Genomic DNA, 16290 nt, shown 5'->3' on the forward strand with positions numbered 1-16290 from the left:
GCTGATGCAAGAAAACAACTGTCATGCCATAACTGCTCTACAATGCCAAGCAATGCTTTACTTTTTCTAACAGAGCCCATCATGCAATACACCGCTGTACTTTTTGACCTAGACGGTACTCTTGTTGACTCCATCCCTGATATTGCTGCCGCGGCCAATGGCGTTTTAAGCGACCTATCGCGTGCCCCACTACCTGAAGATGTGATTCGTTCTTTTGTTGGAAAAGGCTCCGACGTATTGGTGCAGCGACTGCTACGCCATACCTCCGAAAATGAGCACATAGATCCCGCAGAGTACGAACGCGCCAAAGCCTCTTTTGCGCATCACTACGCACAAAGCAACGGCCAGCACAGCACGATTTACCCCGGTGTAGTAGAAGGCTTGCAAGCCTTTAAAGCGGCTGGCTGCAAGCTCGCCGTAGTGACGAACAAACCCATAGAGTTCACCATTCCTTTGCTGGATGCTCTGCACTTGTCGCCCTATTTTGAACTGATGGTTGGCGGGAATACCACAGAACAGAAAAAGCCCCACCCATTGCCTTTTATACACGCCAGCAACACACTACATGTGCCAGCTGCACAGTGTTTGGTCATTGGAGATTCCATTAACGACGCACAAGCTGCACGCGGCGCACAGATGGATGTGTTGTTAGTGCCTTACGGCTACAACGAAGGAATAGATATACAAACTCTGGATGCTGATGCTATAGTGTCCAGCATTAAGCACGCTGCTGAGTGGGCAACCACACGCAGTTCCATAGCGGATTAAATGTTAACTACGACGAATTAACAGATGATGTTTGCAACCTTGACACACAATGCACAGATCGGCGCCTATTGGCGCTGGTGGCGTTTGTGTTCCGGGTAGCTAACATACTGTCCCGGTGTTTTTGTTGAGCATACTGTTGTACCTATAACGTCTCAGCACCTACACCACCCAGTCAAACCAGCCCGGAATCTATGACAGCCGGGCTGTTTTGTTTTCAGGGCCCGGCCAACAGAACTTTTAAAAAAGGCCGTACCATGACAGAAATTGAGTTTAAAGCGCTTGCCGCAGAAGGTTTTAACCGCATTCCTCTCATTGCCGAGACCTATGCTGATCTGGACACTCCTCTTTCCATCTACTTGAAACTTGCGCACAACGGCCCAGAAGGCGGTCGTAACAGTTGCTTGTTGGAATCCGTAGTAGGTGGAGAACGTTTCGGCCGTTACTCCTTTATTGGTCTACCTGCCAAAACGGTAATCCGTGCCACCGGCAACGTCACCGAAGTACTGCACAACGACGAAGTGATCGAACGCTACGAAGGCGATCCACTGACCTTTATCGAACAATACCAAGCGCGCTACAAAGTAGCGATTCGCCCCGGTATGCCTCGTTTTGCAGGTGGTTTGGCTGGTTACTTTGGCTACGACACCGTGCGCCACATTGAGCCCTCATTAGGTCAACCCACAAAACCCTTCCCTGCCGGTCAGGAAGAAGGCACGCCAGACATCATGTTGTTGCACATTGATGAGCTAGTGATTGTGGATAACCTGGCGGGTCGCACCTACCTGATTGTGTACGCCGACCCTACCCAACCAGAAAGCTACTCACGTGCGAAACGCCGTCTGAAAGACCTGCGCGAAAAACTGCGTACGCCTGTGGTGATTCCTTACGCTTACGCCAGCTTGGAAACCAAAGAGCGCCGCGACTTCGACAAGGCCGACTACATCAAAGCGGTAGAAAAAGCCAAAGAGTACATCACTGACGGTGAAATCATGCAGGTGCAAGTTGGCCAAGTGATCGCCAAGCCGTTCCGCGATGCGCCGCTGTCCTTATACCGTGCACTGCGTTCGTTAAACCCATCGCCTTACATGTACTTCTGGAACTTCAGTGACTTCCAAGTAGTAGGTGCTTCGCCTGAAATCTTGGTACGCCAAGAGAAAGAAATGATTGATGGCGAATACAAACAAGTGGCTACCATTCGTCCTTTGGCTGGCACACGCAAACGCGGCTCTACCCCTGAAGAAGACAAGCTGTTGGCCGATGAGCTGTTAGCCGATCCTAAAGAGCGTGCAGAACACGTGATGCTGATTGACTTGGCACGTAACGACATTGGCCGTATTGCCGAAGCCGGTACCGTACAAGTGACTGACACCATGACAATTGAGCGTTACTCACACGTACAACACTTGGTTTCTAACGTGTGCGGCGAAGTGAAAGAAGGTTTGTCATCTATGGATGTGCTGCGCGCGTCCTTCCCTGCCGGCACGCTCACGGGTGCTCCTAAAGTGCGCTCTATGCAAATCATTGATGAATTGGAACCAGTACGTCGTGGCATCTACGGTGGCGCCGCCGGTTACCTGAGCTACAGCGGCGAGATGGACTTAGCCATTGCCATTCGTACCGGTGTGATCAAAAACGGCATGTTGTACGTACAAGCCGCGGCAGGTGTAGTGGCTGACTCTAGCCCTGAAGCGGAATGGCAAGAAACTGAAGCCAAAGCACGTGCTTTGCTGCGTGCAGCCGAGCAAGTACAGCTGGGCTTGGATGATCCCATTTAATTCATTTCAGTTTCCACTACATACGTTCTCTTTTTAGATCAGGTGCCCCATGATTTTCATGCTCGATAACTACGACTCTTTTACCTATAACCTCGTGCAGTATTTCTACGAACTGGGACAAGAGGTCACGGTTGCACGTAACGACCAGATTACGATTGAAGAAATCGCTGCTCTGCGCCCCGAGCGCATCTGCGTTTCCCCTGGCCCTAGCACGCCCGCCAAGGCCGGGATTTCCATCGAGCTGATTCGTCACTTCGCAGGCAAACTGCCCATTTTGGGCGTGTGCTTGGGGCACCAAGCCATAGGCGAAGCCTTTGGCGGCAACATTGTTCATGCGCAGCGCGTCATGCACGGCAAGGTATCGCCTATCACGCACACCAACACCGATGTGTTTGCTGGCCTACCTTCCCCTTTTAACGTGACCCGTTATCACTCGCTGGCGATAGAACGCGCCAGCCTTCCTGACTGCTTAGAAATCACCGCTCAAACGGAAGACGGTGAAATCATGGGTGTACGTCACAAAACCATGCCTATCAGTGGCGTACAATTTCACCCCGAATCGGTACTAAGCGAACACGGCCACGCCTTGCTGCGTAATTTCCTGACCCTCTGAATTTGAAAAAAGAAAAAGGACCATCATGACAACCATTACGCCAACCGAAGCCCTAGTGCGCTGCATTGAACATCGTGAGATTTTCCATGATGAAATGCTGCACCTAATGCGTATGTTGATGCGTGGCGAAATGCCTGCGCCATTAGCTGCCGCACTGCTAATAGGGTTGCGAGTCAAAAAAGAAACCATAGGCGAAATTACCGCCGCGGCTCAGGTCATGCGTGAGTTTTCCACCCCTGTAGTACTACCAGACACCTCTGATCTATTAGATATGTGTGGTACAGGCGGAGACAGCAGTAATACCTTTAATATTTCTACGGCATCCATGTTTGTGGCTTCTGCCGCTGGCGTCAAAATCGCCAAACATGGTAATCGTAGTGCCTCTAGTTCGTCGGGCAGTGCCGACGTACTGGAAACCTTGGGTGCCAACCTGAACCTAAACCCTGAACAAGTGGCCGAGTGTATTGAGCAAATAGGCATAGGCTTTATGTTTGCCCCGGCCCACCACGGCGCGATGAAAAACGTCGCTGCAGTACGTAAAGAACTAGGTGTACGTACTATCTTCAATATCTTGGGCCCACTTACCAACCCCGCCAATGCGGCCAACCAATTAATGGGGGTATTCCACCCAGACTTGGTGGGTATTCAGGTACGCGCCATGCAGCGCTTAGGCTCCAAACATGTGTTGATCGTGCACGGCATGGACGGCATGGACGAAGCCTCGTTAGGTGCTAGCACGTTGGTAGGCGAACTGAAAGACGATGAAGTACGCGAATACTACATCCACCCCGAAGACTTCGGTTTAAGCATGGTATCCAACCGCTCTATCAAAGTGAATAACAGCGAAGAGTCGCGCGACATGATTTACCAAGCGCTGGATAACCAAGCTGGCCCGGCACGTGACATTGTCATGTTCAATGCGGGATTAGCCATTTATGCAGGTAACGGTGCCAGCAGCATCAAAGCCGGTTTAGAAAAAGCGTCTGAAGTATTGGCTAGTGGTGCAGCGCGCGACAAACTGGAAGAGTTCTGTCGCTACACCAAACGCTTTGTTTAACCTGCTACGACCAAGGCATGGTCGCCATATACTGGCGGCTCATGCTATCGTAGCCCTAAATTTTCTTAATGACGTCATCCACCTGACGGAACACGCTGAACGCCATGAACGATATTCTCGCCAAAATCCTGGAAACTAAAAAAGCAGAAGTTGCCACGGCCCGCCAGCTGCGCAGTGAAGCAGAAGTGCTGCGTGAAGCCAAAAACCGCAAAGATTTACGTGGCTTTTCCCGTGCTTTGCACGACAAAAACGCCGATGGAAAATCGGCAGTGATTGCTGAAATCAAAAAAGCCTCACCTTCAAAAGGTGTGATTCGCGAAGACTTCCAACCCGCCGAGATTGCAAGCTCCTACGCTGCCCACGGCGCTGCCTGCTTATCTGTACTAACCGATGTGCAGTACTTTCAAGGCGGTTACGACTACCTGCGCCAAGCACGTGCCGCATGTGCACTGCCCGTACTGCGCAAAGACTTTATTGTGGATGCCTACCAAGTCATCCATTCACGCGCGATTGGTGCCGACTGTATCTTGCTGATTGTGGCAGCCTTGTCAGCTAGCCAGCTCAAAGAATACGAAGCCCTAGCCACGGAACTGGGCATGGACGTCTTGGTAGAAGTACATGGCCGTGACGAACTAGACATCGCCTTAGAACTGAAAACCGACTTGCTGGGCATTAACAACCGCGACCTGCGCAGTTTTGATGTTTCTCTGGATAACACCCTGTCCCTGTTGAAAGACATTCCTGACAACAAACTGGTGATTACCGAAAGCGGTATTCTGACGCGTGACGACGTCACCATCATGCGTGACCACAACGTCAATGCCTTCTTGGTAGGCGAAGCCTTTATGCGCCAACCTGATCCTGGTGTCGCCCTAGAAGAACTGTTCTTCACTGCTTAACACACGCCTATGCAGCCATCCAACACCTTACAGCAAAGTCTGTTTACGCAGCTGCCGCACCTACATGCCGACTGGCAAGGGGTCATGGCAGAACCCGCCATACACAAACAACTGCAAGCGTTGGATGACTGGCTCATTCCTCAGGTAGCAGCGGGTACCACCATTTACCCCAAACACCCCTTTAAGGCGTTGGAGCTTAGTGCACCAGAGCAAGTGAAGGTGGTGATTTTGGGGCAAGACCCGTACCACGGGCCTGAACAAGCCCAAGGCTTATCGTTTTCAGTACCCGACCATGTACGTACGCCACCTAGCCTACGTAATATGTTCAAGGAGCTACATGCGGAATACCCCGACATCACCACTCCCCCCACCAATGATTTGAGTCATTGGGCGTGGCAAGGTGTGTTGTTGTTGAATACGTCGCTCACGGTTGAGAACGGCAAGGCGGGTTCACATGCGAAGCAAGGCTGGGAAAGCATTACCGATGCATTGCTGTTGCATCTGCTTAATTTCGATACGCCTAAGGTATTTTTGCTGTGGGGCAATCATGCCCAAGCTAAGGTACCGTTGATTCAGCGCCATGCGAAAAAAGGGCCTATAGAGATTCTGTGCTCTAACCACCCTTCTCCTTTATCTGCTCTGCGTCCGCCTGTGCCTTTTATGGGTAATGGGCATTTCCGCAAGACCAATGATTGGCTGATTAGCCAGAATCACGAGCCTATTAACTGGCTGTCGTAAGTGAGTTGTTGCTGAGAAGTATTCTACAGCCACTGCAGAGCACTTATTTAACGGGTATCCGTTGAACTAGATAGGCTGCTTCCATTGCTCTCGCTGGGGGACTGCGGAACAACTTTTTGTGATTTGAGACACCAAATCAAAAAAGTTTTCCTCCGCCTCCCCTGAGGCATTTCAATGAATAGGCTTACCGCCCTTTCTTTAGCAGCAGCGTTCTTCGCCACAGAAGTACACACAGCTAACAGCTACCTCTGCATACAAACCGTGGCATGCAACAAAGGAAATACTTTCGCAGCCTTAGGCTACGACAGACAGTGATTGATCAGTGGGCTTATCAAACATTAGCCCGTAAATTTAGCAATCTGCGCCGCATCTAACCCTAGTACATCACGCAGCACTTCTTCCGTGTGCTCACCCAACATCGGTGGTGCATTACGGTACTCCACTGGTGTGTCAGACAAACGAATAGGGCTACCCACCAAGGTTGCCTGCCCTGCTGTGGGATGTGGCATCGTGATTTTCATGCCGCGAGCCAAGACTTGCGGGTTGTCATGCACTTGATCCAATGTGTTAATTGGACCTGCAGGCACTCCTACCGCTTCCAATTGCTCTAACCACGTTGCACATGAACGCGTCAGCATGATGTCGGCCAACACGGGGATCAAAGCCTCACGGTTCATCACGCGTTGTGGGTTAGTCATGAAGCGTGGGTCTTCCGCTAATTCGGTACATTCCGCTACACGGCAGAAATTACGGAACTGGCTGTCGTTACCTACCGCCACAATGATGTGCCCATCGCTAGTAGCAAATACTTGGTAAGGCACCAAGTTAGGGTGGGCATTACCAGCGCGCTGCGGTGCTTTGCCTGAGGTCAGGTAGTTCATGTTCTGGTTAGCCATCATCGCCACTTGGCAATCTAACAAGGCCATATCTACATGCTGGCCTAAACCGGAACGATCGCGTTCACGTAAGGCGGCCAAGATGCCTACTGTGGCGTACATGCCAGTCATCAAGTCGGCTACAGCCACACCTGCTTTTTGTGGGCCGCCACCAGGCATGTCGTCTTTTTCGCCAGTTACGCTCATCAAACCACCCATGGCTTGAATCATGAAATCGTAACCAGGGCGTGGGGCGTAGGGACCTGTTTGGCCAAACCCCGTCACCGAGCAATAAATCAAACGCGGGTTAATGGCTTTGAGTGACTCGTAGTCCAAGCCATATTTAGCCAAACCACCTACTTTGAAATTTTCTACCACGATATCAGAACGCAATGCTAAATCACGTATTAGCTCGGCTCCTTCAGGAGTAGCCATATCTACGGTTACGGATTTTTTATTGCGATTAGCAGCCATGTAATACGCTGCTTCGCTGGTGTTGTTACCAGCCTCGTCACGCAGATATGGTGGCCCCCAGCCACGGGTGTCATCGCCAGAACCTGGGCGCTCAATTTTGATGACTTCAGCACCGAGGTCAGCCAAGTTTTGGGTACACCACGGCCCCGCCAAAACACGAGTCAAATCCAGTACACGGATCCCTGCCAATGGAGCTAAGCGAGTAGACATAAGGGGTAAACAACCTACCAAAAATAAGGGGAAGTAGAGTCATACGTTAGCATCAATGCTCGCCATACTTCTTTATTTTTTGACACATCATTGTGCAAATAGCGCTCAGGGTTTACGCCGCATTACCTCGTAAGCACACGAAAAACAACACCTTTTAGAGACACCTAGGGTAAACCCTTGCATCAACCATAGGGTAAACCCTATAATTAACTTATCTGCTCTGATATGAAGAAGAGACGTACATGATTCCTGCAATGTCTTACCTATACAGCCAGCGCTGGAATGATGTACAGCCTGGATACGCAGCAAAACTGCAGCACATTTCTACACCCACCCATTACGTAGAGAGATCCACCATGAAAAAACTATTGATTGCACTGAAACGTATTATCAAAGACGCACGCGTTCAAGCCGCTCAAGACACCATCTTGTAAAACGACAGGCTGCATAAGCCTACAGAATTCCGTACCACTGATTTAGGGGAATATTTGCCATGAAAACTGCACTGCATACATTGAAACGTTGTTCCTACGGCGCTGTTCATATGCTGTGGACGTTGGCAGATACTATCCATGAAGCCCGTATGCGTGACCCACGCTACCGCTCTCATTGGTACTAATGCTTTACGATACCTGCGGTTATCGGCAGTAATGTAGTTACCGCAAATTGCATCACTTCGCTTAAATCCCAAATCGATCTCCCTTCGGCTTGGGATTTTTTTTGTGCGCAAGTAGCCTGCCTAGCCCACGTACACTCGACTAGGCATTGCTAGGTTTGTTCAGTAAATCCTTAAGACGGCCTAAACGTTCTTTGGGACTTAAGGCTTTATCTTCAGGGCTTTCTTCAGGCACAGCCTCTAAACCCATTTCTTCTATAAAACGTGATTTCTCACGCACTACGTATTCACGTGCACGCCTACGGCGTTTACACCAGCTTAAGCGCAAACTACGCTGTGCCCGCGTAATACCTACGTACATCAACCTACGCTCTTCTTGCACGCGGTTAGCCAGCACTTCTTGTTCATCGCCAACGATATCTTCGTCTTCACGGCCTAAGTGCGGTAACAACCCTTCTTCTACCCCGATGAGCAACACATGCGGGTACTCCAAACCTTTAGAGGCATGCAAGGTAGATAAGCGTACTGCATCGGGTTCTTCGTCGTCTTCACCACGCTCAAGCATGGTAATCAGCGCCACGTGTTGTACTAGTTCGCGCAGGCCCATCCCGTCTTCTTCAGCCTTACGTTTTAACCAGCCAATCAGTTCTAACACGTTGGTCCAACGCAATTGTGCTGGGCGCTCATCAAACATGTCGTACAGATAGCGCTCATAATCAATGGCATGCAGCATTTCGTCTAACAGCTCGCCCGCATCTGCCCCCTCTTGCTCGGACCTATCGCGTACACGTTGGATGAAGTCAGCAAAGGTACGTAGTGGTTGTAATTGACGCTCAGCCAAGCGATCCGTTAACCCTATTTCAAACACCGCCTCATACAGCGACTGTCCGCTGGCAGCGGCGTACTCACCTAAGCTTTGTAAGGTGGTTTGGCCTATGCCTCGCCTAGGGGTAGTGGCAGCACGAATAAAAGCAGGATCGTCCTGATCATTCGCCATAATGCGTAGGTACGCCAAAATATCGCGAATTTCCGCTTTATCAAAAAAGCTTTGCCCACCCGCAATCACATACGGAATACGCATATCACGTAATGTTTGCTCCAGTATGCGAGCTTGGTGATTACTGCGGTACAAAATGGCGAAGTCTTTCCACTGCGCTTTGCGGTCAAAGCGCTCAGCCGAGATGGTAACGCCAGCCCACTGCGCTTCGGCCAGTTCATTTTCTGACGCCTTGATAGAAATGCTTTCGCCTATGCCCAAGTCTGACCACAGCTTCTTCCCGAACACCACCGGATTGTGACCAATCACATTATTAGCGGCCGACAAAATACGCTGCACAGAGCGGTAGTTTTGCTCAAGCTTAATCAACTGCAAGTTGGGAAAGTCTATGCCTAGGCGCTCTAAGTTTTCTACCGTAGCACCGCGCCACGCATAAATAGCTTGGTCATCATCGCCCACTGCCGTCAGCATGCCTCGTGACCCTATAAGGCTGAGCAAAAACTGATACTGGCATTGGTTGGTGTCTTGATATTCGTCTACTAACAAATAATGCACTCGGGCTTGCCAGCGCTCACGCACTTCGGCGTGATCCAGCAGTATTTGTGCAGGCAAACGTACCAAGTCATCAAAATCCACCGCTTGGTACGCCGCCAAGGTGGCACAGTAATCCCTATACACCCGCGCGGCTTCTACTTGGCTGGGCGTACTCGCACTGCGTTCTGCCTCGTCTGGCCCCAGCAACGCATTTTTCCACAGCGATATTTCTTGCTGCACCGCACGCAAGCGCCCCTTATCGGTGGTCGCCAACAACTCTTGGATAATGCCCAACGAATCATTGGAGTCCATAATGGAAAAGCTGGTTTTTAACCCTGCCCATTTAGACTCTTCACGTAAAAACTTCAAACCTAATGAGTGAAACGTGCTGACCGTAATACCGCGCATCAGGCGCTTGTCCACAATTTGCTCTAAGCGCTCGCGCATTTCGCGTGCGGCTTTATTGGTAAAGGTCAGCGCCACAACGTTACGCCCGCTATAGCCACAATCACGCAATAAATACGCCATTTTCTGCGTAATTACGCGCGTTTTACCACTACCTGCACCGGCCAATACCAGCGCAGGTCCATCTAGATACAGCACGGCCTCGCGCTGTTTTGCATTCAAATCCGTGGGTACTTGATTGCTCACGGTCATAGGGGGTTATCCTTAAATCTCCAAGGGGTCTACTTCCAGTACCCAACGTACCCGATACTCTTTGGCCAACGGCGTCAGCACATGACGCCAATGACGTAAAAACTGCTGCAACGCAGGCCTATGCTGGCTTTCGGCCAGCAGTTGCGCGCGTTCGCTATTGGCTACCCTAACAATACGCAGCGGTACAGGATCATACAATTGCACATGCTGTATGCCCGTTAACGTTTGCGCTTGCTCTTTGGCTACCGTTAAAAAACTTAACACCCGCGCAAGTTCTGGCGCATCTGCCGTGAGCAACGCCTGATACGAGTACGGCGGTAACCCTACCGTTTTGCGTTCTTCTAAGGTGACGCGCGCAAAACCTGCGTAATCTTGCCTTAATAATGACTGATACACCACCTGTTCTGGATAACCCGTTTGTATCAGTACCCGCGCCCCCGCCGTGTGCCTACCAGCCCTACCCGCCACCTGCATTAATTGTGCAAACAAACGCTCTGGTGCACGGAAGTCTTGAGCAAATAATTGCGAGTCAGCATTGAGCACCACCACTAAGCCCAAGTTGGCGAAATCATGCCCTTTAGACACCATTTGCGTGCCGACTAAGATATCCACATTGCCCGCGTGCACTTCTGAAAACAGCTTCTCGGCACTGCCTTTTAAGCGTGTGCTGTCGGCATCAATACGCATGACCCGCGCGCCCGTAAAGTGCTCAGCTAAGAATTCCTCTACGCGCTGTGTGCCGCGTCCCATGGCTTTAAGATCTTGGTCTCTACAGTCGGGACAATAACGCGGCACCGCCGCCTGATACCCGCAATGGTGGCACTGCAAATAGGTTCTGCCTCCCTTGCTACGGTGCAATACCGTGTAAGCACTACAGCGTTTGCACTGACTTAACCAGCCACACGATGTACAGCTTAGTACTGGCGCATAACCTCGCCTATTTAAGAACACCAATACCTGCTGTTTGTTATCTAAGCAGTGTTGCATGGCTTCTAAAAACTGCGGCGAGAATCCCTCTTCAAGCTGCGCCCTACGTGTATCCACCAATCGTATTTCTGGCAACGACTGCGTGCGAGCACGCTGGGTTAGCGAGCACAGTTGATAACGCCCTTCTTTAGCGTGTGCCCAACTTTCCATGGAAGGCGTTGCTGACCCCAATACCACAGGTACTTGCGCCGTATGGCCTCGCCATATGGCTAAATCACGCGCTGAATAGCGTAAGCCTTCTTGCTGCTTATACGAGGTGTCGTGCTCTTCATCCACAATAATCAGCCCCAATGACGCTAAGGGGGCAAAAATGGATAAGCGTGTTCCCAGCAATACCCGTGCTTCACCTTGCTCTAAGGACAGCCACGAGCGTAAACGTTCGCCTTCAGACAACCCGCTATGCAGCACAGCCACTGGATAGGCTTCGCCATCTTTTTGTAAACGGCGACGCAGCGCCTGCTCAAACTGAGGCGTTAGATTGATCTCGGGCACCATGAACAAGACTTGCTTTCCTTGCTCTAGCACCTTCAAGGCCGCTGCCAAATACACTTCGGTTTTGCCACTGCCCGTAATACCATGCAACAGCACTGTTTGGTGGCCATCAACAGCGTGAATATGCTGTACAGCTGCTTGCTGTTCGGCATTTAACACAATGATCTCAGGATCAGCTACAGCAGTCTTCGCGGCGGCCTTACGTCGTTTACGTAATCTGGCCACAGGTCCACCAGCGGCTCGCTTACCGGTATACGCTGCGGGCTTACGCAAGCTTAACGGCAGTACTGGCAGCAACACCTCGCCTAGAGGACGCTGGTAATAGCTGGCGGCAAAATGTGCCATCTGTAAGCTAGCAGCACTGAGTGGGGCCGTGTCGTCTAGCAGCATATCGATGGCTTTGACGTGTTTGGCCTCGAATACTGGTTGTGCTGGCGTTTCTACCACCACACCCACCATTTGGCGACGGCCAAAATGTACTAGCACCCTACTACCTATGACTACTGCTGCATCATGGTAATAGTCAAACAGGTCATCCAATGGCACATCCAATGCCACACGCAACCAGTATTTAGAAGCCGGCTCAGTGCTCTGTTTAGGCTCCACCTGTGCGGGAATTGGATTAGACATGATGACTCGCAGGGAGAAGTAAGTTGTCTAGCATGCTATGGCCACCAGCCTGTGGATAACTTTGGGGAAAAAGCCCAGAAAACTGTGGGGATTGATGTGGACAACCTACTGTGAAAATAAACAGTCCCTGTTGAAAAATAAGTATATTAGTTTAATTTCAATAACTTACGATAAAAACCAAAGACTTACCATGAACAACGACTTCTAAGTTGGCTATTTTGTAAAACTGTGCACAACCACAGTAGGCCAACCGTGAAAAAGGGCCCAGAGGCCCTTATTTGCTTACTTGTGCATGGCTGCACTGTAGCTATGTACCTCGTCTACCAAGACTTTAACCATGTCGGGATCCGTGAAGCGGGAAATCCCATGACCAAAGTTAAAGACGTGGCCACCGTTACCCACTACACCGTAGTCATCAATAACTCGGCGTACTTCGCGACGAATGGCTTCTTCGCCACCAAACATAGTCATTGGATCTAAGTTACCTTGGAAGGCCACTTTGTCTTGAATACGCTGACGCGCTTGCGACAGGTTCACTGTCCAGTCTAAGCCCATGGCATCACAACCGCACTCAGCGATAGTTTCCAACCATTGGCCACCGCCTTTGGTAAAGACGATTACTGGCACTTTGCGCCCGTCGTGTTCGCGGATTAAACCGTCTACCACCATTTTTGTGTAGTGCAGTGAGAACTCTTGGAATAAACCATCGGCCAGCACACCACCCCAGCTATCAAAGATCATGGCCGCTTGCGCACCCGAACGAATTTGTTGATTCAGGTATTCGATTGTGGTTTCTGCGTTAATTTTCAAAATACGGTGCAACAGATCGGGACGGGCATACAGCATGCTTTTAATCATGCGGTAGTCAGACGACCCTTGGCCCTCTACCATGTAGCAGCCGATGGTCCAGGGGCTACCAGCAAAACCGATTAGCGGTACGCGACCATCAAGCTCTTGGCGAATGAGTTCTACTGCATCAAAAACGTATTGCAGCTTGGCCATATCGGGCACATGCAGTTTATCTACATCTGCTTCGGTACGAATAGGCGAGGCAAATCGCGGGCCTTCACCTTCGTAAAAACCCAACCCCAAGCCCATGGCATCGGGTACGGTCAGAATATCGGAGAACAGAATTGCTGCGTCCAAATCAAAACGGCGCAACGGCTGTAATGTGACCTCACACGCATACTCTCGATTCTGCGCCAGCCCCATAAAAGAACCGGCCTCAGCACGAGTTGCTCGGTATTCTGGCAAATATCTACCTGCTTGGCGCATTAACCAAACGGGGGTATATGGCACAGGCTCACGTAATAATGAACGCAACAGAATATCGTTTTTAAGTTGTGGTAAAGACACAGCAATCCCTATAAGAAAAATGCCCGACGTTTAATCGTCGGTGTGTACTGGAGGCCCTGGTGGGTTCCTAAAGCCTTCGGCTTTGATATCGTGTTTACGCATCAAAGCCCAAAATGCACGCCTATGCTTTTGCACTGAACGCGCCGCCATGGCGATGTTCCCAGCGCTACGCCCCAATGCGGCACGTATATACGCTTTTTCAAACCGCGAAACCACAATATTTTTGGCTTCTTGGAAGGACTCTCGCGAGGTGGCATACCGGGTAGCAACCGCCGCCGCATAGGCTTCAAGAGTGGCCCCGCTCTGCTGCAATATGGTAGCGCATAAATGGTCTTCTTCGACACTGTGGCCTGCGCCTACCTTATCGAGATCCATCGCATAGTAGGCAGTAGTTGCCTTATCGTGCAAAGCATGGGTAGTCTGCCGCACCCGTTTCAACATGTAGATACGCGTACGCAGCTCTTCTAGGCACATGGGAGCTCGTAGAAAATCCGCCACACCCAGTGTTAACAAGTCGCCCATGGCGGTGGCTTTTAAATCTTCCACCAAACAAAACAGCGGAGTTTGAAAGCTTTGTTGTGCAAAAAACAGGCTTTTGCGCACAAACGCTAAGTTGTGCTGACCAACGGATAACAAACAAGCATCGAACCGTCTGGCTGGCATGGCCAATGCACGCAACACCTGTGTGTCATCAACCTGCTGCGCCAAGACTGAATCATGACGCTCTAGCATTTGTACCCGTAGTTTACCCTGCGCATGTTCCCCCACAAAAGCACGAGCCCTTTCATGCGTTTCGTCTAGCCTTACTACCGCACAATCGATGGGATCTTTCATCGTTTACCTCCATGAATGCCTGCATTACAAACATGGATGTACTGTAGTTAAAGCCTAAATCGTCCACAATTCGGTGTTCTGACAACTCAGCAATTACCAACTGATAATACTGTCAGCCCTTATGGACGAGCACACCGCCGCAACTCAGCTGGCATAGACTCGCCATCATCCCATGAAGCGGGGTCTTCCAAAGGTTCTAGGTGGCTATCAATTTGGATGGGGCTCACCACATTGGCAATGCGCTGCTCTATTTGCTCAAGCAAGTCGTGCCCTTTTTGCACTGTCCAACTGCCAGGGACCAAGATATGTACCGACATGAAGCGCTGTGCGCCCGAGCGTCGTGTACGCAAGGCGTGGTACAGCACACCTTGTTCGCAGTAAGTGTCTAGCACAGAGGTAATTTGAGCGATCTCGTCGTCAGCCAAGGCGGCATCCATCAGCCCATTAATAGAGCGTTTCACCAAGCCCCAGCCGGTACGGATAATATGCAAGCCCACCCCAATGGCAACCACAGCATCCACCCATAACCAACCGGTAAGCATCACAATCCCAACGCCCACCAGCACACCGCCGGTAGTCCAGACATCGCTAAGAATATGCTGGGCATCAGCCTCTAGGGTAATGGAATCATGACGGCGTGCGGCCCCCAACAAGATTCGCGCCAATACAAAGTTCACAATAGACGCCAATACCGCCAACCCCATACCCAAACCGGGTTGTTCTAGCGGGGTAGGGTTCAACAGGTGATCGATGGCTGTCACGATAATCATCAGTGCAGCTAAGAGGATAAGCATCCCTTCTGCTCCACTGGAAAAATACTCTACTTTCTCGTGCCCGTACGGGTGTTTTTCGTCGGCAGGTTTAGCCGCAATAATCAGCACAATCAACGCCAAAATAGCAGCGACTAAATTGACAATAGACTCCAGTGCGTCAGACAACAACCCCACTGAACCGGTTAAGGCGTACGCCCCCGCTTTCAAGGCAATGGTAAGAATAGCACCCACAATGGAGAGCACAGCAAAACGCACCAACGATGGCCTAGTTTGCTGAATTTCTGGCTGTTGCATACCCTCTCCTGTGTGGTCGTAATGGCACCGGCTGTCATTATACGTCAGCGTATTTTTCCTAAAGCGGATGCGAATCAGACGCGAAAACTCTACACTATCTCACTACCTATTTTTTGCATGGCTGTCCTTATGTCTACCCTTTTTCTACTCGAACGCGCCGCCTCACCGCTGGGTGAAATGCTAGTGGTGACTGACGAACAAGGGCGCTTACGCGCGCTAGACTGGGAAGATCATGCTGAGCGTCTGCAGACGCTGATGCAACGCCAATACAAAGACCAGCCTTACACACTGCAAAACACACACATACGCTCGGATGCCGCGCGTGCTGTACTGCGTTATTTCGAGGGCGACATGCAAGCCATTGAGCAACTACCCACCCAAACAGGCGGTACGGCTTTTCAGCAGCAAGTGTGGACGTGCTTACTCACTATTCCCTGTGGGCAAACCATTAGTTATGCCGAGTTGGCAAACCGCATTGGTAACCCTAAAGCGGTACGTGCGGTAGGTTTAGCTAATGGCGCAAACCCTATTAGTATTGTGGTGCCCTGCCATAGAGTGATTGGCAGTAACCAGCGCTTAACGGGATATGGTGGCGGCTTGCCACGTAAACAGTGGCTACTGCAACATGAATACGCCCATACACAGCAAGAAACGGAGTGTGGCCAACTGCCTTTGGCTTTACGCTAAAGGCTCATAGGACTTTTTATGAAG

14 protein-coding genes are annotated in these 16290 nt (G+C 50.7%); 8 read left to right on the top strand and 6 right to left on the bottom strand.

Translation table 11 applies throughout. The features are described 5' to 3' along the window. Window positions 1-81 precede the first annotated feature (81 nt). The 6 genes from GY634_RS04790 (at window position 82) to GY634_RS04815 (ending at window position 5850) form a co-directional block, all read left to right on the top strand. Complete coding sequence (locus GY634_RS04790) at window positions 82-768, top strand: phosphoglycolate phosphatase (protein ID WP_166407434.1); 687 nt, start codon at window positions 82-84, stop codon at window positions 766-768. A 254-nt stretch (window positions 769-1022) separates the two neighbouring features. Beyond that, entirely contained in the window at window positions 1023-2543 is a 1521-nt protein-coding gene (trpE, locus tag GY634_RS04795; protein WP_166407435.1) for an anthranilate synthase component I, read from the top strand. Between the two features lie 49 nt (window positions 2544-2592). Next, window positions 2593-3156: an anthranilate synthase component II gene (locus GY634_RS04800; RefSeq protein WP_166407436.1), complete on the top strand. Its 564-nt coding sequence runs from the start codon at window positions 2593-2595 to the stop codon at window positions 3154-3156. 25 nt (window positions 3157-3181) lie between these two features. Then, a complete protein-coding gene (trpD, locus tag GY634_RS04805; RefSeq protein WP_166407437.1) occupies window positions 3182-4213 on the top strand; it encodes an anthranilate phosphoribosyltransferase in 1032 nt (343 codons plus the stop codon). 104 nt (window positions 4214-4317) lie between these two features. After that, on the top strand, window positions 4318-5112 hold the full coding sequence (trpC, locus tag GY634_RS04810) for an indole-3-glycerol phosphate synthase TrpC (protein WP_166407438.1): 795 nt from the start codon (window positions 4318-4320) through the stop codon (window positions 5110-5112). A 9-nt stretch (window positions 5113-5121) separates the two neighbouring features. Further along, a complete protein-coding gene (locus GY634_RS04815; protein WP_166407439.1) occupies window positions 5122-5850 on the top strand; it encodes a uracil-DNA glycosylase in 729 nt (242 codons plus the stop codon). A 338-nt stretch (window positions 5851-6188) separates the two neighbouring features. On the opposite strand, the gene GY634_RS04820 is transcribed toward GY634_RS04815, so the two are convergent. After that, a complete protein-coding gene (locus GY634_RS04820; RefSeq protein WP_166407440.1) occupies window positions 6189-7409 on the bottom strand; it encodes a CaiB/BaiF CoA transferase family protein in 1221 nt (406 codons plus the stop codon). Between the two features lie 242 nt (window positions 7410-7651). Between GY634_RS04820 and GY634_RS04825 the strand changes: the two genes are divergently transcribed. Further along, window positions 7652-7843: a hypothetical protein gene (locus GY634_RS04825; protein ID WP_135864979.1), complete on the top strand. Its 192-nt coding sequence runs from the start codon at window positions 7652-7654 to the stop codon at window positions 7841-7843. 324 nt (window positions 7844-8167) lie between these two features. On the opposite strand, the gene GY634_RS04830 is transcribed toward GY634_RS04825, so the two are convergent. The 5 genes from GY634_RS04830 to GY634_RS04850 all read right to left on the bottom strand — a co-directional run bounded on the left by GY634_RS04830 (window position 8168) and on the right by GY634_RS04850 (window position 15579). Beyond that, window positions 8168-10213, bottom strand: coding sequence for a UvrD-helicase domain-containing protein (locus tag GY634_RS04830; protein ID WP_166407441.1), 2046 nt, complete (start codon window positions 10211-10213; stop codon window positions 8168-8170). Window positions 10214-10225: 12 nt separating this feature from the next. Then, entirely contained in the window at window positions 10226-12322 is a 2097-nt protein-coding gene (locus GY634_RS04835) for a primosomal protein N' (protein ID WP_166407442.1), read from the bottom strand. A 282-nt stretch (window positions 12323-12604) separates the two neighbouring features. Further along, window positions 12605-13678: a uroporphyrinogen decarboxylase gene (gene hemE, locus GY634_RS04840; protein WP_166407443.1), complete on the bottom strand. Its 1074-nt coding sequence runs from the start codon at window positions 13676-13678 to the stop codon at window positions 12605-12607. Window positions 13679-13708: 30 nt separating this feature from the next. Next, on the bottom strand, window positions 13709-14512 hold the full coding sequence (locus GY634_RS04845) for a hypothetical protein (RefSeq protein WP_242683606.1): 804 nt from the start codon (window positions 14510-14512) through the stop codon (window positions 13709-13711). 119 nt (window positions 14513-14631) lie between these two features. Beyond that, the gene (locus GY634_RS04850; protein ID WP_166407444.1) at window positions 14632-15579 is read right to left on the bottom strand and encodes a cation diffusion facilitator family transporter; all 948 of its coding nucleotides are present in this window, start codon (window positions 15577-15579) and stop codon (window positions 14632-14634) included. Window positions 15580-15708: 129 nt separating this feature from the next. On the opposite strand from GY634_RS04850, the gene ogt reads away from it, so the two are divergent. Further along, on the top strand, window positions 15709-16266 hold the full coding sequence (gene ogt, locus GY634_RS04855; RefSeq protein ID WP_166407445.1) for a methylated-DNA--[protein]-cysteine S-methyltransferase: 558 nt from the start codon (window positions 15709-15711) through the stop codon (window positions 16264-16266). Window positions 16267-16290: the final 24 nt, after the last annotated feature.

This window comes from Paenalcaligenes suwonensis (assembly GCF_011290505.1).
GTDB classification, from domain to species: domain Bacteria; phylum Pseudomonadota; class Gammaproteobacteria; order Burkholderiales; family Burkholderiaceae_B; genus Paenalcaligenes; species Paenalcaligenes suwonensis.

Bases quoted from the DNA above. Each gene is read 5' to 3' on its own strand.
- GY634_RS04830 (WP_166407441.1), bottom strand. From the start codon at position 10,213: ATGACCGTGAGCAATCAAGTACCCACGGATTTGAATGCAAAACAGCGC.
- GY634_RS04820 (WP_166407440.1), bottom strand. From the start codon at position 7,409: ATGTCTACTCGCTTAGCTCCATTGGCAGGGATCCGTGTACTGGATTTG.
- ogt (WP_166407445.1), top strand. From the start codon at position 15,709: ATGTCTACCCTTTTTCTACTCGAACGCGCCGCCTCACCGCTGGGTGAA.
- GY634_RS04850 (WP_166407444.1), bottom strand. From the start codon at position 15,579: ATGCAACAGCCAGAAATTCAGCAAACTAGGCCATCGTTGGTGCGTTTT.
- GY634_RS04790 (WP_166407434.1), top strand. From the start codon at position 82: ATGCAATACACCGCTGTACTTTTTGACCTAGACGGTACTCTTGTTGAC.
- GY634_RS04825 (WP_135864979.1), top strand. From the start codon at position 7,652: ATGATTCCTGCAATGTCTTACCTATACAGCCAGCGCTGGAATGATGTA.
- trpC (WP_166407438.1), top strand. From the start codon at position 4,318: ATGAACGATATTCTCGCCAAAATCCTGGAAACTAAAAAAGCAGAAGTT.
- trpD (WP_166407437.1), top strand. From the start codon at position 3,182: ATGACAACCATTACGCCAACCGAAGCCCTAGTGCGCTGCATTGAACAT.
- GY634_RS04800 (WP_166407436.1), top strand. From the start codon at position 2,593: ATGATTTTCATGCTCGATAACTACGACTCTTTTACCTATAACCTCGTG.
- GY634_RS04845 (WP_242683606.1), bottom strand. From the start codon at position 14,512: ATGAAAGATCCCATCGATTGTGCGGTAGTAAGGCTAGACGAAACGCAT.
- GY634_RS04835 (WP_166407442.1), bottom strand. From the start codon at position 12,322: ATGTCTAATCCAATTCCCGCACAGGTGGAGCCTAAACAGAGCACTGAG.
- trpE (WP_166407435.1), top strand. From the start codon at position 1,023: ATGACAGAAATTGAGTTTAAAGCGCTTGCCGCAGAAGGTTTTAACCGC.
- GY634_RS04815 (WP_166407439.1), top strand. From the start codon at position 5,122: ATGCAGCCATCCAACACCTTACAGCAAAGTCTGTTTACGCAGCTGCCG.